Origin of the sequence: Rhodococcoides kyotonense (assembly GCF_001645385.1) — a bacterium.
In the GTDB taxonomy this organism is placed as follows: Bacteria; Actinomycetota; Actinomycetes; order Mycobacteriales; family Mycobacteriaceae; genus Rhodococcoides; species Rhodococcoides kyotonensis_B.
Map to the genome: position 1 here is coordinate 155,508 of NZ_LVHI01000004.1, position 20,003 is coordinate 175,510.

At 66.4% G+C, this 20,003-nt stretch carries 22 protein-coding genes and 1 riboswitch; of the genes, 14 read left to right on the forward strand and 8 right to left on the reverse strand.

Annotation, left to right across the window (positions count from 1 at the left end; all coding sequences use genetic code 11):
* Positions 1 to 36 precede the first annotated feature (36 nt).
* The 3 genes from A3K89_RS03885 to A3K89_RS03895 form a co-directional block, all read right to left on the reverse strand.
* Complete coding sequence (locus tag A3K89_RS03885) at positions 37 to 2,325, reverse strand: serine/threonine-protein kinase (protein WP_068422273.1); 2,289 nt, start codon at positions 2,323 to 2,325, stop codon at positions 37 to 39.
* A 62-nt stretch (positions 2,326 to 2,387) separates the two neighbouring features.
* Positions 2,388 to 3,332, reverse strand: coding sequence for a glutamate ABC transporter substrate-binding protein (locus A3K89_RS03890; protein ID WP_068422276.1), 945 nt, complete (start codon positions 3,330 to 3,332; stop codon positions 2,388 to 2,390).
* Between the two features lie 29 nt (positions 3,333 to 3,361).
* Positions 3,362 to 4,666, reverse strand: a complete 1,305-nt coding sequence (locus A3K89_RS03895; RefSeq protein WP_084423567.1) for a hypothetical protein — start codon at positions 4,664 to 4,666, stop codon at positions 3,362 to 3,364.
* 82 nt (positions 4,667 to 4,748) lie between these two features.
* Between A3K89_RS03895 and A3K89_RS03900 the strand changes: the two genes are divergently transcribed.
* The gene (locus tag A3K89_RS03900; protein WP_068422040.1) at positions 4,749 to 5,597 is read left to right on the forward strand and encodes an NUDIX domain-containing protein; all 849 of its coding nucleotides are present in this window, start codon (positions 4,749 to 4,751) and stop codon (positions 5,595 to 5,597) included.
* On the opposite strand, the gene thiE is transcribed toward A3K89_RS03900, so the two are convergent.
* On the reverse strand, positions 5,586 to 6,278 hold the full coding sequence (gene thiE, locus A3K89_RS03905) for a thiamine phosphate synthase (RefSeq protein WP_068422043.1): 693 nt from the start codon (positions 6,276 to 6,278) through the stop codon (positions 5,586 to 5,588). The two genes, A3K89_RS03900 and thiE, sit on opposite strands and share 12 nt — an antisense overlap.
* Positions 6,279 to 6,304: 26 nt before the next feature.
* A riboswitch (TPP riboswitch) is annotated at positions 6,305 to 6,417 on the forward strand.
* Between thiE and thiO the strand changes: the two genes are divergently transcribed.
* The 7 genes from thiO (at position 6,416) to A3K89_RS03940 (ending at position 12,627) form a co-directional block, all read left to right on the forward strand.
* On the forward strand, positions 6,416 to 7,468 hold the full coding sequence (gene thiO / locus A3K89_RS03910) for a glycine oxidase ThiO (RefSeq protein WP_068422045.1): 1,053 nt from the start codon (positions 6,416 to 6,418) through the stop codon (positions 7,466 to 7,468). It overlaps the preceding riboswitch by 2 nt.
* Positions 7,465 to 7,662, forward strand: coding sequence for a sulfur carrier protein ThiS (gene thiS, locus A3K89_RS03915; RefSeq protein WP_068422047.1), 198 nt, complete (start codon positions 7,465 to 7,467; stop codon positions 7,660 to 7,662). Before thiO ends, thiS begins: the two co-directional genes overlap by 4 nt.
* Complete coding sequence (locus A3K89_RS03920) at positions 7,655 to 8,407, forward strand: thiazole synthase (RefSeq protein WP_068422049.1); 753 nt, start codon at positions 7,655 to 7,657, stop codon at positions 8,405 to 8,407. Before thiS ends, A3K89_RS03920 begins: the two co-directional genes overlap by 8 nt.
* A 135-nt stretch (positions 8,408 to 8,542) precedes the next feature.
* Entirely contained in the window at positions 8,543 to 9,487 is a 945-nt protein-coding gene (locus tag A3K89_RS03925; RefSeq protein ID WP_068422278.1) for an ABC transporter ATP-binding protein, read from the forward strand.
* Entirely contained in the window at positions 9,487 to 10,284 is a 798-nt protein-coding gene (locus A3K89_RS03930) for an ABC transporter permease (protein ID WP_068422063.1), read from the forward strand. Before A3K89_RS03925 ends, A3K89_RS03930 begins: the two co-directional genes overlap by 1 nt.
* 25 nt (positions 10,285 to 10,309) lie before the next feature.
* The gene (locus A3K89_RS03935) at positions 10,310 to 11,788 is read left to right on the forward strand and encodes a M28 family peptidase (protein WP_068422066.1); all 1,479 of its coding nucleotides are present in this window, start codon (positions 10,310 to 10,312) and stop codon (positions 11,786 to 11,788) included.
* A 32-nt stretch (positions 11,789 to 11,820) separates the two neighbouring features.
* Positions 11,821 to 12,627 (forward strand): adenylate/guanylate cyclase domain-containing protein, encoded by an 807-nt coding sequence (locus tag A3K89_RS03940; RefSeq protein WP_068422074.1) that lies wholly within the window; start codon positions 11,821 to 11,823, stop codon positions 12,625 to 12,627.
* Here the strand turns inward: A3K89_RS03940 and thiD are convergent.
* The gene (thiD, locus tag A3K89_RS03945; RefSeq protein ID WP_068422075.1) at positions 12,589 to 13,443 is read right to left on the reverse strand and encodes a bifunctional hydroxymethylpyrimidine kinase/phosphomethylpyrimidine kinase; all 855 of its coding nucleotides are present in this window, start codon (positions 13,441 to 13,443) and stop codon (positions 12,589 to 12,591) included. The genes A3K89_RS03940 and thiD overlap by 39 nt on opposite strands.
* 265 nt (positions 13,444 to 13,708) lie before the next feature.
* On the opposite strand from thiD, the gene A3K89_RS03950 reads away from it, so the two are divergent.
* Together A3K89_RS03950 and A3K89_RS03955 are read left to right on the forward strand one after the other, a co-directional pair.
* Complete coding sequence (locus A3K89_RS03950) at positions 13,709 to 14,041, forward strand: GNAT family N-acetyltransferase (protein WP_068422076.1); 333 nt, start codon at positions 13,709 to 13,711, stop codon at positions 14,039 to 14,041.
* Positions 14,042 to 14,115: 74 nt separating this feature from the next.
* Entirely contained in the window at positions 14,116 to 14,439 is a 324-nt protein-coding gene (locus tag A3K89_RS03955) for a GNAT family N-acetyltransferase (RefSeq protein ID WP_068422078.1), read from the forward strand.
* Between the two features lie 88 nt (positions 14,440 to 14,527).
* Here A3K89_RS03955 and A3K89_RS03960 read toward each other — a convergent pair whose 3' ends face one another.
* Genes A3K89_RS03960 through A3K89_RS03970 form a run of 3 tightly spaced genes read right to left on the reverse strand, consistent with a single transcriptional unit; the run spans position 14,528 to position 16,904 of the window.
* Entirely contained in the window at positions 14,528 to 15,328 is an 801-nt protein-coding gene (locus A3K89_RS03960; protein ID WP_068422281.1) for an exodeoxyribonuclease III, read from the reverse strand.
* Positions 15,329 to 15,376: 48 nt separating this feature from the next.
* On the reverse strand, positions 15,377 to 16,309 hold the full coding sequence (locus A3K89_RS03965; RefSeq protein WP_068422081.1) for an N-acetylglutamate synthase, CG3035 family: 933 nt from the start codon (positions 16,307 to 16,309) through the stop codon (positions 15,377 to 15,379).
* A 4-nt stretch (positions 16,310 to 16,313) separates the two neighbouring features.
* The gene (locus A3K89_RS03970) at positions 16,314 to 16,904 is read right to left on the reverse strand and encodes a peptide deformylase (RefSeq protein WP_068422291.1); all 591 of its coding nucleotides are present in this window, start codon (positions 16,902 to 16,904) and stop codon (positions 16,314 to 16,316) included.
* Between the two features lie 212 nt (positions 16,905 to 17,116).
* Here A3K89_RS03970 and A3K89_RS03975 point away from each other — a divergent pair, with 212 nt between their 5' ends.
* The 4 genes from A3K89_RS03975 to A3K89_RS03990 all read left to right on the forward strand — a co-directional run bounded on the left by A3K89_RS03975 (position 17,117) and on the right by A3K89_RS03990 (position 19,961).
* On the forward strand, positions 17,117 to 17,446 hold the full coding sequence (locus tag A3K89_RS03975) for a DUF3263 domain-containing protein (protein WP_068422084.1): 330 nt from the start codon (positions 17,117 to 17,119) through the stop codon (positions 17,444 to 17,446).
* A 42-nt stretch (positions 17,447 to 17,488) separates the two neighbouring features.
* Positions 17,489 to 18,025, forward strand: a complete 537-nt coding sequence (locus tag A3K89_RS03980; protein WP_174551357.1) for a LytR C-terminal domain-containing protein — start codon at positions 17,489 to 17,491, stop codon at positions 18,023 to 18,025.
* 88 nt (positions 18,026 to 18,113) lie between these two features.
* The gene (gene sodC, locus A3K89_RS03985; RefSeq protein WP_068422090.1) at positions 18,114 to 18,806 is read left to right on the forward strand and encodes a superoxide dismutase[Cu-Zn]; all 693 of its coding nucleotides are present in this window, start codon (positions 18,114 to 18,116) and stop codon (positions 18,804 to 18,806) included.
* Between the two features lie 15 nt (positions 18,807 to 18,821).
* A complete protein-coding gene (locus A3K89_RS03990; RefSeq protein ID WP_254303399.1) occupies positions 18,822 to 19,961 on the forward strand; it encodes a glutamate--cysteine ligase in 1,140 nt (379 codons plus the stop codon).
* Positions 19,962 to 20,003: the final 42 nt, after the last annotated feature.

Consider the following 20,003-nt stretch of genomic DNA (forward strand, 5'->3'; position numbering starts at 1 on the left):
CATTCCCACGCACATGGTCGTTCCGCGGGCTCATGGTCAGAACCGCGACCGAGGCCTGATCGCGTTCGCGAGGTCGACCAGCGTGAACCGATGAGCGCGGTCGGTCGCGTTGCGCGCCAAAGCCCGTAGGCCTTTCTCGGTGCCCTTCGCGAGCCCGGTGTCGGTGAAGTGCACCCCGAGGATGGGCTCGCGTTCGGCCTCGGATGCGTGACCGGACCGAATCCAGTCCATCGCCATCGCCAGGACGAGGGTCCGCATCTGCAGCGCGCGGGCCTCGCTGCGGGGAAGTGCCCCGACGCGGCGCGCAGCCTCGCGAAAGTCCTCCTCCTGCAGGTCTTTCGACGGCCGGTCCATCAGCAAGGTCAAGATGGACGTCATCCTGGCCACCGAATAGTGCCGCGAACTGATCGGCACCTGGTCCAGGGTGGCCACTGCGGCGTCCGTCTCGCCCCGGTAGGCGAGCTGGCGGGCCAGACCGAACGCACAGCTGACGACCGCCCGGCTGGTCCGCCAGACGACGCGGTAGTACGACTCCGCCCGGTCGCGCCACATGTCGCGTTCGTCGGCCTCCAGGTTCGGATTGTTCTCGACGATGAGTTCGGCACTCGCGGCCAGAGCGATCTTCGGCGCGAGTTCGCCCGGCATGGCGTCGAGCACCTTCTCGAAATGTCGGTGCGCTGAGACGAGTTCGCCCCGGAGCAGAGCGAGCAGTCCCGAGTACCACTGCACTCGCCAGGGGTCCTCGTCGCCGGTCTTGACCTGTGACAGCACCGAATTCGCGGTCGCCACGTCGCCGAGGTCGATGTGCGCCTTCACCTCGGCCAGAGTGATCTCGAGACCACCGGTGGAGCCGTCGGCGAAGCGTTCGATGCCGTTACGACGAGCGTGCGCCAGCGAGTCGAGAGTCTGCTGCGGCTCGCTGTGCACGGCGGCGGCCAACAGCGGTGCACTGGGATCGGTCGGGTCGACGAGCGGAACGGGCAACGCCGACACGACTTCTCGCGCACCGAGCTTGTCACCGCGAAGTTTGCCGTCGACGTACGTATCGGTCCGACCGACGGATTCCTCGGTGCCGAACACCGTGCGCGGAGGACTGAACGCGGTGGACAGGCCGGGTCGCTCGGTTCCGGTCTGCTGCGCGAGGATTTCTCGCAGAACACCGGTTGCTTGGCTGGCCAGCACATCGGCCGTCGCGAAGCGCCTCGTCGGATCCGGATTGGTGGCGCGCATCAACAATCGATGGAACGACGGATACGTGCGCAGCAGTTCGTGATCGTCGGGTGACGGAATGCCGGGGTCGTAACGCCCACCGGTCGACGGCATCTCGAGTGTCAGTACGGCGAGAGTTCTTCCCACCGTGTAGATGTCGGATGCGATCGTCGGCCCGGTCTTGACGATCTCCGGAGCCTGGTAGCCGGCGGTGCCGTACAGGTATCCGTAGTCCTCGATACCCGCGACGGCGCCGAGATCGATCAGCTTGATCTGATCGTCGGTCACCATGATGTTCTCGGGTTTGAGGTCGTTGTAGACCAGACCGATCGAATGCAGGTACGACAACGCGGGCAGCACTTCCAGGACGTACGCGATGGCCTGCTCGACCGGCATACGCTCGTGATCGTCGCGTGCGGACAATATGTCGCGCAGCGATCGTCCGCCGACGTACTCCATGACGATGAAGCCGACCTTGGTTCCGTCGCCGCGGGGCTGTTCGACGAAGTTGTAGATCTTCACGACGCCCGGATGCGCCACCTCGGCGAGGAACTGTCGCTCGGCGACCGCGACGGCATGCGCCTCGTCATCGCCGAAGTGCAGCAAACCCTTCAGGACGACCCAGCGGTCGCTGACGTTGCGGTCGATCGCGAGATAGATCCAGCCCAGGCCACCGTGCGCGATGCAGCCCTGCACCTCGTACTGGCCGACGACCAGATCGCCCGGCTCGAGCAGCGGTGAGAAGTCGTAGTGCGCACCGCAATGCGGGCACGTACCCGATTCCTGATCGGGATCACCTGCCGAGCTGCGGCCGACCGGTGAGTTGCACTTCCAGCAGAACCGCTTCTTCTGCGGAACCGTCGGGTCCTTCATGACCGCCGTGGCGGGATCGACCGGATCGACGCGAGGGACGTCGACCAGCCCGGCGCCGAGCCGTCGGCGAATTCCGTTGGTGCGTCCCGACCGCGTCCGCCCCGAGGTGCGCGACGAGCGCGACGACCGAGCCATGACCGCGGCCTGAGTCCGTTCCGCGGCCTGCGTTCTCTCGGCCGCCTGGGTGCGTTCCGAAGCCTGCGTTCGTTCGGCAGCCTGAGTACGTTCGGACGCGGCGGTCATCGCCGCTGGGGCTGTTGCCGGCCCGGTGGGGGTTTCCGGATCGCGTGCCTTCATGTGCCTGCTCAGTCCACGTACGACGGGGACGGCGGACCGGGCGAGGCACCCATGACCGTGAGCCAGCGCGAATACAGACGGTTCCAGGTGCCGTCGGCGCGAATGCGTTCGAGCGTGCCGTTGACGAACCGGACCAAGTCGTCGCTCTCCTTCTTGATGCCGACGCCGTACGCCTCCGGGCTCAGGCTGGTACCGACGAGTTCGAGATAGGGGTCCTGCGCGGCGAGACCCGCGAGGATCGTGTCGTCGGTGCTGATGGCGTCGACCTGCCGTTGTTGCAGTACGACAAGGCAATCCGACCACATCGCTGCCGTGACGATCTGCGCGGTCGGAACGATGCGTTCGAGACGACGCAGCGACGTCGTACCGTCCACCGCGCACACCCGCTTGTTCGCGAGGTCGGCGACGCCGTTGATTCCCGAGTTCCGCACCGCCAGCACACGATGCTGAGCCTGGAAGTAGACGGTCGAGAACGACACCTGCTCCTTGCGTGCACACGTGATGGTCATCGTCTTGACGACGACGTCGACCGTCGAGTTCTGCAGTGCCTCGATGCGTTCCGCGGACGTCAGGATGCGGAAGTCGATGCGGTCGGGATCGCCGAACAGGTCTCGCGCGATCTCGCGGGCGATGTCGACGTCGAAGCCGACGAGCTTGCCGTCCATCGGCTCGAGGAAGGAGAAGAGGTTGCTGCCCGTGTCGAGACCGACGATGAGACGCCCGCGCTCGCGAATGGCGTCGACCGTCGGGGTGGGGGGAGCAGGCACGGTGCCCGCCGGTGTCGGACGAAGGCTCGCAGTCGGTCTGGAGCACTGCACGTCCTGGGGGCCCGGGTCCTGCGTGGCGGATGCGGGCCCTGCGCCGTCGGGAAACGGTGTGCCGGAGTATTCGACGTCCGGTACCTCAGGGATGGGCGGATCCGTCGTGCATCCGGCCGTGAGCACCGCGATCATGAACAGAACGGCAACTGCGACAGAAGTTTTCACAGGTACTCCCGCAGTCTCGGTGCGATGCCGGCGGCGACGGCAGCAGCAGCGACGATCGTCAGCGCCACCGCGCCGGACGCCATGCCCGCCAGTGCCGACTTCGCACGAATGACGTTGCCACGTAACTCGATTCGAGCCTGTTCGATGCCGTCGACCAGTTTGCTGTCGAGTGCACGGAACTGGGTCGACGAATCCTGGACTCCGCTCCCCGTGGTGATGAGGACAGCGGTCGCGAAGTCGCCGGTGCCGAGAGCGTCGGCGATTCGGGCGTGCGAGGCCTTCCATGCGGTCAGCGTGGCGGAGATGTCCGGATCGTCGGCGAACAAAGTCGTCAATTTGTCTGTGTTGGTGGTGAATTCGGCGTCGTAGCCCCGGCTGCTCCCGCGGCGCACCAGGTCGAGGGTCTCGTCGGCACGTGCCTGTTGGGCGAGGATGAAACCGGAGGTCAGACTCTGCAACGGCGCGACGCCGCGATCGAGAGCACGGTCCGTGGCCGTCGACGAGACGATTCCGCCGACCAGCATCCATCCCAGCAGAACGGTCATCGTCGCAGTCGCCCCGAGGAAGCCCCAGTTGAACGTTCGGTTGGTGCGCCCCGCCAGAAAGATCTGGGCGAGCACGAGAAGGACGAGGCAGAGAACGACCAACGCGATCGCGAACAACGGCGGACGGATGAATCGCTCCTGGTCGGTCGCAACGCGGGCGGACTGCTCGGTGTACAGGCGCTCGGCGCGCGGAAGCAGAACCGTCTGCATCTGATTCGAGGCTTCACCGAGGTACGCGGCGCCGACGGGATTGCCTACTCGGTTGTTCGTCCTGGCCGTCTCGACGAGTCCGGTGTACACGGGCAGACCCGCGGCGATCTCCATCAGCACCGTGCGCGCGTCGTCGTCGGAGTCGCCGAGACCGTTGGATGCCCGAATCAGCTCGGCCCCCGCGTCGCCGATCGCCCGTGTGTAGCGGTCGCGGGTCTCCTGCGGTTCGAGACCTCCTGCGAGAAAGGCGGTCGACGCGGCCGCGTCGGCGACCGACAAAGCGCCGTACAGGTTCTGGGCCGAATTGGCGAGAGGCTCGGTGCGGACGAGCAGGGTGTCGAGAGTGCGCGCGCGATCGGAGACGGCGACCGACGTGACGAGACCGGTGGCGACGAATGCCACGATCAGCACGACGCCGAACGCGATCATGCGCACGGGCGTCGAACGCACCAGCCGCTGCAGGTCCCGCCGCGGATCGCTGCTCGCGGCGGAGGCTGCAGTCGTGGGAGGTACGGCAGCAGAGGGTGTAGTGCCGACCACAGTCACAGAGTCGAGCATATAAGCAGCAGTGAGCGCGTGTACTCGGACCGTGAACACACTGCATGTCGGTTCACCTAAGGTGTGTCGTATGCGCGGCGACGGTGACGGGTGGGTTGTAGGCGAGAACGGCACGCGGCACTGGGGCAGGCACGGCGCCGCTGGTTTGTTGTTGCGCGCTCCTGCTGCCGACGGGACACCGACCGTGCTGCTGCAACACCGCGCGCTGTGGTCGCACCAGGGCGGAACATGGGCGTTGCCGGGCGGGGCACGCGACAGTCATGAGACCACCGTGCACGCCGCGGTCCGCGAAGCGGAGGAAGAAGCGGCGATCGCAGCCGAATTCGTGCACGTGCGCGGCGAGAAGGTCACCGCACGCGCCGACAGTGGATGGACGTACACGACCGTCGTCGCAGATGCCCCGGGTCAACTCGAGACGACGCCGAACGGTGAAAGTACCGAACTGCGTTGGGTTCCCGAGGACATGGTCGATCAGCTGCCGCTGCACCCCGGCTTCGAGATCGCCTGGCCGACGCTCCGGGCGACGCCGCTCCGCATCCTGCTCGACACGGCAAACGTGCTCGGCTCGCGTCCGAACGGCTGGTGGCGCGACCGCAGCGGCGCCACCGGCGAGCTGCTGACGTCGCTCGCCGATGCCGTGCCGAGAACCGTCGAACTACCCGGCGGCGACTTCGGATGGTTGACTCACATCGACGCCGTCCTCGAGGGCGAGGCGCGTAGCGCGGCGTTCGACGACGCCCGCGTCCCCGTCATCCATGCGCCGGGTAGCGGCGACGACGAACTCGCCCGCCGCGCCGAGGCGGCCGACAGCCTGACCGCGCTCGTCACCGCCGACCGAGGTCTTCGACAACGCGTGCCGACGTCGGTGCACGTGCTTGCCCCGTCGACGGTGCTGGCGTGGTTGGGCTCAGCGTCGTAGCTTCGACGCCAGTTCTCGCGCCGCGGCCTGGGGATCCCGTGCCTGAGTGATGGCCCGAACGACGACGATCCGCTCGCAGCCCGCCTCGAGGACCTCGTCGACGTTGGTCGCGTCGACCCCGCCGATCGCGAACCACGGACGCGCCGGAGCCGATTCGGCGGTACTGCGCACGAGTTCGAGGCCTGCCGCGGAACGGTTGGGCTTCGTCGGCGTCGCCCACACGGGGCCCGTCGCGAAGTAGTCGACGCCGTCCTCGATCGCGGCGAGGGAAGCCTGGTTGCGATTCTGCGTCGACCGGCCGATGACGACGTCGGGACCGAGGATCTCGCGCGCGTAGTGCACCGGCAGGTCGCCCTGGCCGAGATGCAGGACATCGGCGCCCGACGCCAACGCGAGGTCGGCGCGGTCGTTCACGGCCAGAAGCGCCCCGTGACGCTTGGTGGCGGCGGACAGAATCGCCAACGCGGCGAGTTCGTCCTTCGCTTCGAGCGGACCGAACTCGCGCTCGCCCGCCGAGTTCTTGTCGCGGAGCTGAATGATGTCGACGCCACCCGACAAGGCCGCTTCCGCGAACTGGGCAAGATCGCCCTTCTCGCGCCTGGCGTCGGTGCACAGGTAGAGGCGAGCCGATGCCAAACGCTCGCGCGCCGTCTGGTTCTGGGGACTCTCGTAGGGATGCACTCTGCAAACGGTAGTCTGTCGGGAGTACGTAGATACACGGGAGTCCTGGGGTTCGCAGGGCTGAGAGTGGACACGCCGGTCCTTACCGTCAATACCTGAACCGGATCATGCCGGCGCAGGGAGTGAGGTGGAACAGAATGTCCAAGTCCCTGGCAGTCGTCGGCGGCGGTGTCATCGGCCTGGCCGTGGCGGTCCGCGCGGCACGCGACGGCTGGTCGGTGCGCCTGTACGACCCGGCCGTCGGAACCGGAGCGTCCTGGGTCGCGGGCGGCATGCTCGCGCCGCTGTCCGAAGGGTGGCCAGGCGAACACGACCTGCTCGAGCTCGGGGCTCACTCGCTGGCGCGGTGGCCGGAGTTCGCGCGTTCACTCCCGGGCGACGTCTTCTCGTCGACGGGATCGCTGACGGTCGCGCTCGACGCTGCCGATGCCGCGGACCTGCGGACCATCGCCGAATTCGTCGGGGAGCAGGGGCATCGGCTCGACGTGTTGAGCCGCGCCCAGGTGCGCGAGCTGGAGCCGTCGCTGGCGCAGAACATCCGCCTCGGCCTGCTCGCGCCCACCGAATTCGCCGTCGACAACCGGTTGCTCGTCGCGGCGCTGCAGAAGGCTGCGACAGGAGTCGAGTTCGTCGCCGAAGCCGTCACCGACATGGACGCGCTGGACGCCGATCAGATCGTCGTCGCGGCGGGAGATCGGACGGCATCGCTGCTTCCCGACGTGCCCGTCCGTGCGGTGAAAGGCGAGATCCTGCGCTTGCGTCGCAGGTCGAGTGCCGTCGAAGCTCCGAGCAGGACCATTCGCGGCAGCGTCCACGGACGGCCGATCTACCTCGTCCCGCGCGGCGACGGCCTGGTCGTCGGCGCCACCCAGTACGAATCCGGACGCGACACGCAGGTCACCGTCGCGGGCGTACGCGACCTCATCGCCGACGCCGAACGCCTCATGCCCAGCATCGGCGAATACGAACTGTACGAAGCCGCAGCCGGACTACGACCGATGAGTCCCGACGGTCTTCCCGTCATCGGCCGGATCTCCGAGCGCGTCATCGTCGCATCGGGTCACGGCCGCAACGGAATTCTGCTGACCCCCATCACCGCAGACGCCGTCGCCGCACTACTCGCCGGCGACGCACTCCCCGAAGCGAAGGCTGCAGATCCAGCCCGATTCGAGATAGGTAGGAAACAATGATCACCGTCAACGGGCAGGACCACGAGCTGACCGAGCAGCTGACCATGACACAGTTGTTGACGCGACTGTCCATGCCGGAGAAGGGCATCGCCGTCGCGGTCGACGGTGTCGTGCTGCCGAAGAGCCGATGGGACGCCACGACCGTCGAAAAGGGTTGCAACATCGAGGTTCTGACGGCGGTGCAGGGTGGCTGAGTCACTGAAGATTGCCGACAAGGCGTTCGATTCCCGCCTCATCATGGGCACGGGTGGGGCCGCGAATCTGACGGTGCTGGAAGAGGCCCTCGTCGCCTCCGGGACCGAACTGACCACTGTCGCGATGCGACGCGTCGACGCCGCCGGAGGCACCGGTGTGCTGGATCTGTTGCGCAAGCTCGACATTGCGCCGCTGCCCAACACGGCCGGATGCCGCGGTGCGGCGGAGGCGGTGCTGACGGCGCAGCTCGGCCGGGAAGCGCTCGACACCGACTGGGTGAAGCTCGAAGTGATCGCCGACGAGCGCACCCTGCTGCCCGACGCGATCGAATTGGTCAAGGCCGCAGAACAACTGGTCGACGACGGATTCAACGTGCTGCCGTACACGACCGACGATCCGGTGCTGGCGCGCAGGCTGGAGGACGTCGGATGCGTCGCCGTCATGCCGCTGGGCGCACCGATCGGAACCGGTCTCGGCATCTCGAATCCGCACAACATCGAGATGATCGTCGACGCGGCAGGGGTCCCGGTCATTCTCGACGCGGGCATCGGTACCGCGAGCGACGCGGCGCTGGCAATGGAATTGGGTTGCGACGCAGTCCTCCTCGCGACGGCAGTCACACGCGCGAAGGATCCGGCGCTCATGGCGTCGGCGATGAAGCACGCTGTCGCAGCGGGATTTCAGGCCCGTCGGGCCGGGCGCATCCCGAAGCGGTTCTGGGCGCAGGCGAGTTCGCCGATGTAAGGCCTACGTGCGTGCGAATGTATAGCGGGCTATACATTCGCACGCACGTAGGAGCCGCCATCATCCGAAAGGATGACATACATCGCGACCCCAGACCGATGCGCGGTCAGGCCCGCATGAGGGACAGTGGTCCGCATGATCGAAGTAACGGGACTGACCAAGCAGTACGGTGCCACCAAAGCGGTCGACGATCTGACCTTCACGGTGAAGCCGGGCATCGTGACAGGCTTTCTCGGCCCCAACGGGGCTGGCAAGTCGACGACCATGCGGATGATCCTCGGATTGGACCGCCCGACCAGCGGCACGGCCCTCATCGAGGGCAAGCCCTACAACCAACTCACGCAGCCACTGCGTACCGTCGGAGCACTTCTCGACGCCAAGTGGGTGCACCCCAATCGTTCGGCCCGCGCGCATCTCGAGTGGATGGCCGCGTCGAACGGCATCCCGAAGTCGCGCGTCGAGGAAGTGCTGCGGCTCGTCGGTCTCTCCGAGGTCGCGAAGAAGAACGCAGGCGGCTTCTCGCTCGGCATGTCGCAGCGGCTCGGTCTCGCCGGCGCACTGCTCGGTGACCCGAAGGTCCTGTTGTTCGACGAGCCGGTCAACGGTCTCGACCCCGAGGGCATCGTCTGGATCCGAAAGTTCATGCAGCGCCTTGCCGCCGAGGGACGTACCGTCCTCGTGTCGAGTCACCTGCTGTCCGAGATGGCCCAGACCGCAGAGCATCTCGTCGTCATCGGCCGCGGACGTCTGGTGGCGGACACGTCGGTCCAGGACTTCATCAATCATGCGTCCGAGGCGTCGGTACGCGTCCGAAGCCCGCAGCTCGATGCTCTCCGCAGTGCACTGACGTCCGCCGGACTGACGGTGCGCGAACCTGCGGACAAGGGCGAGCTGCAGCCGTCGCTCGTCGTCACGAATTCGACGACCGACGCCATCGGAGACATCGCCGGCCGAAACGGCATCGTTCTACACGAATTGTCCTCGCAGCGAGGATCTTTGGAAGAGGCGTTCATGAAGCTCACCGGACAAGACGTCCAGTATCACGGTGAAGGTACCGACGCCATGGGAGGTGCACTGTAATGGGAGTTCTTGCAGCAGAACGCATCAAGATCACGTCGACGAAATCGCCGTGGTGGTGCACCGTCGCCATCATCGTGCTCGGACTCGGCCTGGCGTTCTTCGTCGGACTCGCCGCCAAACTCGGCATGCAGTCCTACGAGAACGAGGTGACAAGCGGTAACACGCCCGACTTCGACCCGTACCTGCCCACCGTGTTCGAGGTAGTCGGTAGCGGCGTCGGCGGTATGGGAGTCATGGTTCTCATGATCCTTGCGGCGCTGACGGTCACCAGCGAGTACCGCTTCGGCATCATTCGCACGACGTTCCAGGCCATTCCGAACCGTGCCTCGGTGCTCGTCGCGAAGGCGTCGTTGATCGGTGTGTTCGGATTCGTCCTGTCCTTCGTGCTCGGCATTCTGGCGTTCTACGTCGGCAAGGCCGTCGCAGGTCCCGACGCCGGTGCGTTGTTGAGCTTCGACGTCGACGGAACGTGGCGGGTCATCTACGGAACCGCGATCCTCGCGTTCCTGCAGGTGTTCGTCGCCGTCGGTGTCGGTGCGCTGCTTCGTCAGTCGGCGGGAGCCATCGCGCTGCTTCTTCTGTGGCCGCTGCTCGTGGAGTCGCTCTTCGGACTGTTCGGATCGTTCGGCCGCGCAATTCAGCCCTTTCTCCCCTTCGGGAACGCGAATCATTTCCTCGGCCAGGCCGGCGGAGTCGACTATCACTGGGGACCGTGGGGAAGCCTTATCTACTTCATCGCGTTCACCGCGATCGTCTTCGGCGCCGCACTGTTCGTGACCAATCGCCGAGACGCGTGACGTAGGTTGCGGCTAGGGTGCATCCATGCAGCGGATGACCCTTCTCGCAAGCGTCGCAGTCGGAGCACTCGTACTGGCCGGTTGTTCGTCCTCCTCGGGGGACGAACCACCGGCCAGTTCTGCACCCACCCCGGTCGCGACGCCGGACGGTCCAGGTCTGGCCGACGCCGTCACCGGTGACGCAGTGGTGGCGCACCTCGAACAGCTCGAACGAATTGCCGTCGACAACAACGGGAATCGAGCCGCGGGCACGCCGGGTTACGACGCGAGCGTCGACTACGTCGTCGACCAGTTGGAATCCGCTGGATTCGAAGTGGAGACACCGGAATTCGAGTTCGACCAATTCGAGGCGACGACGCAGACGCTGTCGGCAGGCGGGCAGGAGATCCCGGTGAGCGCGTTGCAGTACTCACCCTCGACGCCGGACGGCGGTGTGACGGCCCGAGTCGTCGCCGCACCCAAGGACGACTCACCCGGTTGCGAGGCAACGGATTACGACGGCCTCGATCCCAAGGGCGCCGTCGTCGTGGTCGATCGTGGCGTCTGTCCGTTCGGCCAGAAGCAGACTGTCGCAGCCGATCTCGGTGCGTCGGCGATCGTCGTGGTCAACAACGAACCGGGTCCGCTCGACGGCGCGACGCTCGGCGGTTCGGACATCGCGCGCATCCCTGCCGGCGGCGTCGGGCAGGAGGACGGCGCGGCGGTCGCGTCGGCACCCGAGCTGACGTTGACGCTCGACACCGAGACGACCACGACCAAGAGCCGCAACATCATTGCGCAGACGAAGACCGGGGACACGGCGAACGTCGTCGTCGCGGGCGCGCACCTCGACAGCGTGCCGGAAGGCCCCGGCATCAACGACAACGGATCCGGAACCGCTGCGGTTCTCGAGTCGGCGCTGCGGATGGGCAGCGAACCCGACGTCACCAACGCCGTGCGATTCACGTTCTGGGGCGCGGAAGAACTGGGTCTCGTCGGATCCACGAAGTACGTCGAGGGTCTCAGCGACGAGGACAAGCAGAACATCGCGCTGTACCTCAACTTCGACATGATCGGCTCGCACAACGCCGGCTACCTCGCCTACGACGGTGACGACTCGGACCAGGTCGGCGCGCCCGCCGGACCACCCGGCTCCGACGCCATCGAGCGGGTCTTCCTGCAGCGTCTCGAGCAGGAGGGCATCGCCGCCGACGGCACCGACTTCGACGGCCGATCGGATTACGGCCCGTTCATCGAGGTCGGCATTCCGGCAGGCGGAGTGTTCAGCGGCGCGGACGAGAAGAAGACTCCGGAACAAGCCGCGAAGTGGGGCGGTACGGCCGACGAGACGTTCGACCAGAACTACCACACCGCCGAGGACACCCTCGCCAACGTCGACCGCGCCGCGCTCGCCGAGAACGCGTCCGCAGTGGCGTTCGGTATCGGCACCTACGCCCAATCCGTCGAGGGTCCGGACGGCGTTCCCGTCGGTGCCGCACGCACGGAGGCGCGTTCGGGGGAGTGAAGTACATGTGACCGTCGGTTACGCTCGAATCCGTGCCTTCGTACTGGACGTCGACGATCGACCGGGTTCGCGCGGTCGATCGCAGTCCCGTGATCGTCGACGCGGTGCGACGAATCCGGAACGTGCTGCCCGGGGACCCGTCGTTCGGGGACCCGCTGTCGATGGCGGGTCCGGGCTCGGCGCTCGCCGTCGCACGCGTCGCCGATCGGTTTCTGGACGACGAGCCCGGTGCATCCCGTGAGGTCGGGCTCGGTGCGCTTCAGCTGTGGCAGGCTCTCCTCGAACGAGCAGGTCGAGGTCGCGGGGAGCACGACGTCACCATCGTGTTCACCGACCTCGTCGGGTTCTCGTCGTGGTCGCTCGTCGCAGGGGACAGCGACACGCTGACGCTGCTGAGGCAGGTGTCGAAGGCGATCGAGCCGGCGATCGAAACCCATCAGGGCCGCGTCGTGAAGCGGATGGGCGATGGTTTGATGGCCGTCTTCTATCGACCCGAGAAAGCGCTGTACGCCGTCGCGGCTGCCCGGAGGGCGCTGACCTACGTCGACGTCGACGGCTACACACCGATCATGCGGGCAGGCATTCACACCGGAAATCCGCGGCAGATCGGATCGGACTGGCTCGGCGTCGACGTCACGATCGCCTCCCGCGTCATGGAGACCGGCGGCAACGGCAATCTGATGATCTCGCAGCGATCGCTCGACAGCATGCCGCCCGGCACGCTCGACGACCTCGGCCTGACCGCGCGGCCCTACCGTCGCGGATTCTTCGCGCCGAAGCTGAACGGCGTACCCGAGGACCTACGAATCCTGCGACTCGTGCAGACGCCAGAGCGGTGACACCGGGCCGTGGCCCGCGCCCAGGTCGTACGACGCGGCCAGGCAGCGGGTGACCCACTCCTTGCCGAACGCGACGGCGTCGGGAATCGAGTAACCGTTGGCCAGCGCGCTCGCGATCGCCGCAGCGAGAGTGTCGCCGCCACCGTGATCGTTTCCGGTGTCGATGCGCGGGCTCGTGAACTCGAGGAACTCGTTGCCGTCGAACAAGATGTCGGTGCTCTGCTCGGACGTGCGCAGATGTCCGCCCTTCACGAGGGCATACCGCGCACCCAGCGCATGCAAGGCCTCCGCCGCACGATGGGCCGACGCGTCGTCGACCACCTCGATGCCGGTGATCAATCGGACTTCGTCGAGGTTGGGCGTCACGATGGTCGCGATCGGGAAGAGGGTGTGCCGAACGGCGTCGAGGGCTTCTTCGTGCAGTAGGGGATCGCCGTGCATCGACGCGCACACCGGGTCGACGACGAGCGGGATCGAGCCGGCGTTGCCGATGCCGACCTCGGTGCACGTCGCGGTCACTGCTTCGATGATGGCCGACGACGCCAGCATTCCCGTCTTCGCAGCGCCGACGCCGATGTCGCCCACGACGGTCCGGATTTGATCGGCGACGACCGTCGGAGGAATCTCGTGGAAGCCGCTGACGCCGACCGTGTTCTGCACCGTCACCGCGGCGACGGCGACGCACGCATGGACGCCGCACATGGCCATCGTGCGGCTGTCCGCCTGGATTCCCGCGCCTCCGCCCGAGTCCGTTCCAGCGATCGTGAGCGCGCGGACGGGCGTCGCGCCGTGGGGGGTCAGCGGTAGGAACTTCACGAGTGAAAACAGTACCGGCCGCGGTCTCACCGTCTACGACAGATGCATGCGTCGGCATGAATGTTGTTGCATCACAATGCCGATGGTGAACCGCTATGAGCGTTACCAGCCCGAACGTTGCATCTATGTTGCGGACCTACGGCACCGAAGGTTTGTTCCTACAAACGGGTGACAAGGCACTCGGTGCACTGTTTAATAGTGGTGCAGGTCACATATTGGTCACGACGAATTCAACACACATCACCCTCGGTAAAGGAGGTGACCCGTGCTTGCGAGCAGTCCCAGCGCTGACGTTTCCATAAACAGGGATCAAAACCGTTTCGAACTCAGGCTCAACGGCGATCTGGTAGGGATCGTCGGCTTCTACGAGTTCGAAGGTCCGGCAAAGCGCGGTTCTCGCGCGTGTGTCGTCTCGTTCATGCATACCGTCGTCACGGAAGATTTCGGGCATCAGGGTCTCGCCGCGATCCTCGTGCGTCGTTCGCTCGACAACGCGCGGTCCTACGGCTGGAAGGTGAAGCCGGTCTGTACGTACGTGCAGCGATTCGTCTCGGCGAATCCCGAGTACTCCGACCTCATGGTTCCTGTCGACAAGTAACGGTTGCGACTCGGCGTGGCGTCGAATCGCTACGTCCGGTCGACGAGAAGTCGAGCTGCTGGTCTAGTAGTGACATGGATCACATGGACTTGACGTCGCAGGCGGCCGTCGCCGCGGCAGTGCGTATCGAGGACAACTGCGCGCACAACCGTTTCGACCTGTTCGTCGGCGACGAGTTGGTCGGTATCCTCGGGTATCGCGACGCGGACGACGATGCGGTGGCGTTCATGCACACCGTCGTCAAAGAGGAGTTCGGCGACCGCGGCTGGGCAGGCGTTCTCGTGCGCGGCGCGCTGAACACTGCGCGAGACCGTGGATGGCGGATAGTCCCCATCTGCACGTACGTCCGCCGCTACCTCGCGCGGAATCCGGAGTTCCTGGATCTCGTGGCGGAGTGACCTGTGATTGGCTGCTTCCGGACCGAGGGTGACATTCGGTCACGTGGAGTGACTCAGGGGCGCCCTCGGTCCGTTCGGCGCCGACGCGTCAGGAGATGTCGACGACGACCGGCGCGTGATCGCTGGCGCCCTTGCCCTTGCGTTCCTCGCGGTCGATGAAGGCGCCGCTGACGCGAGCCGCGAGCGCAGGCGAGGTCAACGCCATGTCGATGCGCAGCCCCTGCTTCTTCGGGAACCGTAGCTGCGTGTAGTCCCAGTAGGTGAAGGTCTTCGGTTCGGGCGTGAATTGCCGCGTGACTTCGGTGAACCCGGCTTCGGTGAATGCCTCGAAGGCGTCGCGCTCGGCCTGCGACGTGTGCGTCTTGCCCTCGAACAGGGCCGGATCCCAGACGTCGTCGTCGGTGGGCGCGATGTTCCAGTCACCGACGAGGGCAATCTGCGCCTGGGGATCCGCGGTGACCCAGGCCTGGGCGTCGGCGCGCAGTTTGGCCAGCCACTCGAGCTTGTAGGTGTAGTGCGGGTCGGCGAGTTCGCGACCGTTGGGGACGTAGAGGCTCCACACCTGAACGCCGCCACACGTGGCCCCGATGGCGCGTGCCTCGACGACTGCCTCGACCTCGGGATCCTTGCTGAAACCGGGCTGATCCTCGAAGCCGATCCGCACGTCGTCGAGACCGATGCGCGACGCGATCGCGACGCCGTTCCATTGGCTGAGCCCGACGTGCGCGACCTCGTAGCCGATCTCGGAGAACCGCTCGTACGGGAACTGCGCGTCCTTGCACTTGGTTTCCTGCATCGCCAACACGTCGACGTCGGACCGGCCGAGCCAGTCGACGATCCGATCCTGTCGAGAGCGGACGGAGTTCACGTTCCAGGTAGCCAATCGCACGGCCGTCACCTTAGGCGCTCGCACCCGTGCGTGCGAATGTGCAGCCCGCTATACATTCGCGCGCACGGGTGGCGCAGCCGCGTACCGATACCGGTGATGCTCGAGAAATCCGAGTCCCTGGTACATCGCGATCGCACCGGTGTTCTCGGCGGAAACCTGCAGGTAGGCATGCGTGGCACCATGGTCGCGCCCCCACGCTACGAGCTCGCCGCACATCCGCGTCCCGAGCCCGTTGCGTCGATGCGCGGGCGCCACCTCGACGGCCGTCAGACCGACCCAGCGCCTGCCGTCGGGAGCATCCGTCACCGCGGCCCGCCCGATGGCGAGCATCGTGCTCGCCGCCGAGCCGATACGGCCGAAGCCGAGCACGCCGTCCCGCACCGACGAGATGACGTCGAGTGCGCGGCTCGGAAGTCGGCGGCCGCGGTACCGATACAACCCGAGCCAGTCCTCGCCGGGAGCATCCGCGATCACCGACACCGAGTCGGTGGGAAGCGGCACCTGCGAGATGTCGGCCGCCATGACGAGCGTCTCGTCGCGCGTCGACCATCCCGGCGGCACCGCGCCGAGCCGGTCCGGGAGCAGCAGCGTCGGAGGCAGCAGGCGGGCGTGGAACCACTGCACTATCCGAGGAAGCGATTCCATCGACGCCGACGGTTCGACCGGTACCGCCGAGTTCGCCCGGCCCGTGAAACCGTGCCCGGCCCGCAGCAGCCATCCGTCGATCCACGCCTGTTCGACGCCCGGCCACCCGTCGGCTGCGGCCCGCTCGAGCCCCCTGATCTCCGACGTCCGAATCGGTCGAGGGCCCAGCTCCTTCAACGCGACGACGCGGTCAGGCGTCACCCGCACGACCCGGCCGTCCGACGCCCGCACCGCGACGACGGATTCGTCGTGCTCCACGAGTTCCCCGATGACGTCCGTCATCGGGTGACTCTGTCCGGACGGCAGCAGGTAGCGCAGCGCGACCCGTGGACCCACGGGTTCAGTCCTCGTGACCGAAGGGATCCTCGACGGTTCCCGGAACCCACGACAGTCCCGGCTTGCCCCAGCCGGCGCGTTTGATCGCCTTCTTCGCCGCGCGTGCGTTGCGGCCGATGAGCACGTCGACGTACAGGAATCCGTCCAGGTGGCCGACCTCGTGCTGCAGCATCCGCGCGAAGAAGCCGGTGCCTTCGATGTCGACGGGATCGCCCTTGGCGTCGGTGCCCGTGACCCGTGCCCAGTCGGCACGACCCGTCGGGAACTGCTCGCCGGGAACCGAGAGGCAGCCCTCGTCGTCGTCCTCGGGATCGGGCATCGTCTCGGGAATGGCCGACGTCTCCAGCACCGGGTTGACGACCTCGCCCTTCCGGCGGATCATCTTCCCGTCCGGGCCCTGGTCGGGGCAGTCGTAGATGAACAGTCTCAGCGGTACGCCGACCTGGTTCGCGGCAAGCCCGACTCCGTTCGCGGCGTCGAGCGTCTCGTACATGTCCGCGAAGAGTTCGGCGAGTTCGGCGGGAGTCTTGGTGACCTTTTCGGTCGGGGTGTGCAGCACCGGGTCGCCGACGATCCGGATGGGGAGAATTGCCATGTTGACCAACAATAGTGGCGGGCCGGTCGTGACCGTGCACGCGGTGAACCGGGTACGACGCGCCGCGCGTGCGCCGCGCGCACGGTAGGCGGTGCTCAGCGTGGTTGAATGATCGCGAACCACACGTGTGTAATTCGTGCGGGTCGAGTGGGCCGGGATGTTCGGCCGCGAAACGACTCCGCAGATGCGGGTCCGAGAAGTCGAGGAGTGAGATGGACGGCGCTGCAGCGCGTGACTCGAACCAGTCTCAGCAGTCCGGCGATGCGAAGAACCCCAACGAGGTGGGCGACGACGGCCTTACCCGTCGCGAGCACGACATCCTGTCCTTCGAGCGTCAGTGGTGGAAGTACGCGGGCGCGAAGGAAGACGCCATCAAGGAACTGTTCTCGATGTCCGCCACCCGCTACTACCAGGTGCTGAACGCGCTCGTCGACCGTCCGGAAGCTCTTGCCGCGGATCCGATGTTGGTCAAGCGACTCCGTCGTCTGCGGGCAAGTAGGCAGAAGGCCCGCGCGGCTCGCAGGCTCGGCTTCGAGATCTGACGTGCGTAGGCCCGCGATTGCGATCAACTAGTGTCTTCGGGTGTGAGCAGTCCTAACCCGGAATCGTCCGGTCCTCCGCTCCGCGCTCTGGCAATGGTGTTGATCTCGCTCGCGATTCTGTTCGCGGCAATCGGTGCACTGTCTTTGACCGGTTCGGACGACAGCGACGACACAGCGTCCGAACCGACGACCAGCGAGCAGGCCGCGGCCCCCACATCGGCAGCGGCGCCAGCCCCCACGTCGGCTTCTGCGGCTGGATCGACGTCGGCGTCCGCGACGGCGTCGGCCACGACGTCGGTGGACCCGGCCGATGTCGATGTGCGAGTGCTCAACAACAGCGACGTGTCCGGCCTGGCGGCCGACACCGCAGCAACCCTGACGTCCGACGGCTGGACCATTGCCGAAACCGGCAACTACGCCGCCTCTCAGATCCCCTCGACGACGGTCTACTACGGAACCGGCCCCGGCGAGCAGGCTGCGGCTCAGCAGATCGCCCAACAACTCGGCGCAACCACGCAAGCACGCCCGGCGACACTCAGCGAATTCGGCGACGGCGTGATCGTCATGGTGACGCAGTAACAGCTGACAACCCGTGGTCGGCTACTACTACGGGGCATAGTTAAGATCGACGCAACCGTATCGCCGGCCCCACGAAGGAGCTTCTCCCATGGCACCGACAAGTACAGCTCGATCGAAGATGCGCTCCTGGCGTTTCGCTACCCCGATCGTCGCTGTCGCGGCATTCGGCCTGACTGCCTGCAGCGCCCCCGAGACGCCCTCCGACGTTCCGGGAACCACTCCTCCGGTGTGGACCGGACACGAGGATCCGAGCGGACACGGCGTCGCTGCCGACAATCCGGAGAGCACCGTCGAAGCGGAGTTCGAGAACGCGTCGGGCACCACGGTCGGCACGGTGTCCTTCGTCGAGGAGGGCGACCATCTGGTCGTCACCGTCGAAGCCGAGAACATGACGCCCGGCTTCCACGGCCTGCACATCCACACCGTCGGCAAGTGCGAGCCGAACTCGACCGCTCCGACAGGCGGAGAGCCGGGCAACTTCCTGTCCGCCGGCGGTCACCTTCAGGTCGACGGCCGCACCGAGCACCCCGCGAGCGGTGACCTGACGTCGCTGCAGATCGGACAGGACGGAACCGGCACCCTGGTCACGACGACCGACGCCGTCACGCTCGACGATCTGCGTGCCGACGGTGGCCGCGCGGTCATCATCCACGAAGGTGCCGACAACTTCGCGAACATTCCGACCCGCTACACGCTGCCCGACGGCGCTGCGGTTCCCGACATGAACACGTTGATGACCGGTGACGCCGGCGGCCGCGCCGCCTGCGCAGTTCTGCAGTAGGTGAACTCTCCGAGCGTGCCGGGCGCACCACCTGCGATTCCGTTCAACAGCTCGGCACGCCCCACTCTCGGAGTCGAGTGGGAAATAGCGTTGGTGGACAAGGACTCTCTGGACCTGGTCAACTCGGCGGCCGCCGTCATGGACGGTGTCACCGAGCTGGCCGGGGCCGAGACGCCTCGGGTCACGAAGGAATTGCTCCGCAACACAGTCGAACTCGTCACCGGAGTGTGTGACAACGTCGGCGAAGCGATGGACGATCTGGACGAATCGCTGAATCTCGTTCGGAGAGCGGCAGATCCGCTGGGAATCGACTTGGTCTGCGCGGGGACGCACCCGTTCGCCGAATGGTCGACCCAGGTGCTGACGCGCTCGCCGAGTTACGACGAGCTGATCGCACGTACCCAGTGGTGGGGTCGGCAGATGCTCATCTGGGGTGTGCACGTCCACGTCGGAGTCTCGTCTCCGCACAAGGTCTTCCCGATTCTCAATTCGCTGCTGCTGCAGTATCCCCACCTGTTGGCGTTGTCCGCGTCGTCGCCGATCTGGGCGGGTTCGGACACCGGATACGCGAGCAACAGGGCGCTGATGTTCCAGCAGCTGCCGACGGCCGGTCTGCCGTTCCAGTTCGAGAACTGGGGTCAGTTCGAAGGGTTCGTACGGGACCAGATGAAGACCGGCGTCATCGAACAGCTCGGTGGCATGCACTGGGACATTCGCCCGGCGCCGAAATGGGGAACCATCGAGGTCAGGGTCTGTGACGGTGTGTCCACCAGGCGCGAGCTGGCCGCTCTCGTCGCGCTGACGCACTGCCTGATCGTCGACCTCGACACCAGACTCGAGGCGGGAGAAGACCTTCCGAGCATCCCGCCGTGGCACGTGCAGGAGAACAAGTGGCGTGCCGCCCGATACGGGCTCGACGCCGAGATCATTCTCGACGCCGACAGCAACGAGCGGCTGGTCACCGACGACCTGAACGACCTTCTCGAAAAGTTGGCGCCGACGGCCAAGCGCCTGGGGTGCGCCGACGAGCTGGCGTCGGTAGCCGACATTCCCCGTCTCGGCGCGTCGTACCAGCGGCAGCGACGCGTCGCGTCGGACGCGGGCGGGGACCTGAAGGCCGTCGTCCGGTCGCTGGTCACGGACCTGAACGCCTGACGGTTTCGTCGTAATCCGCCGTTCATCGACCGTTTACTATGA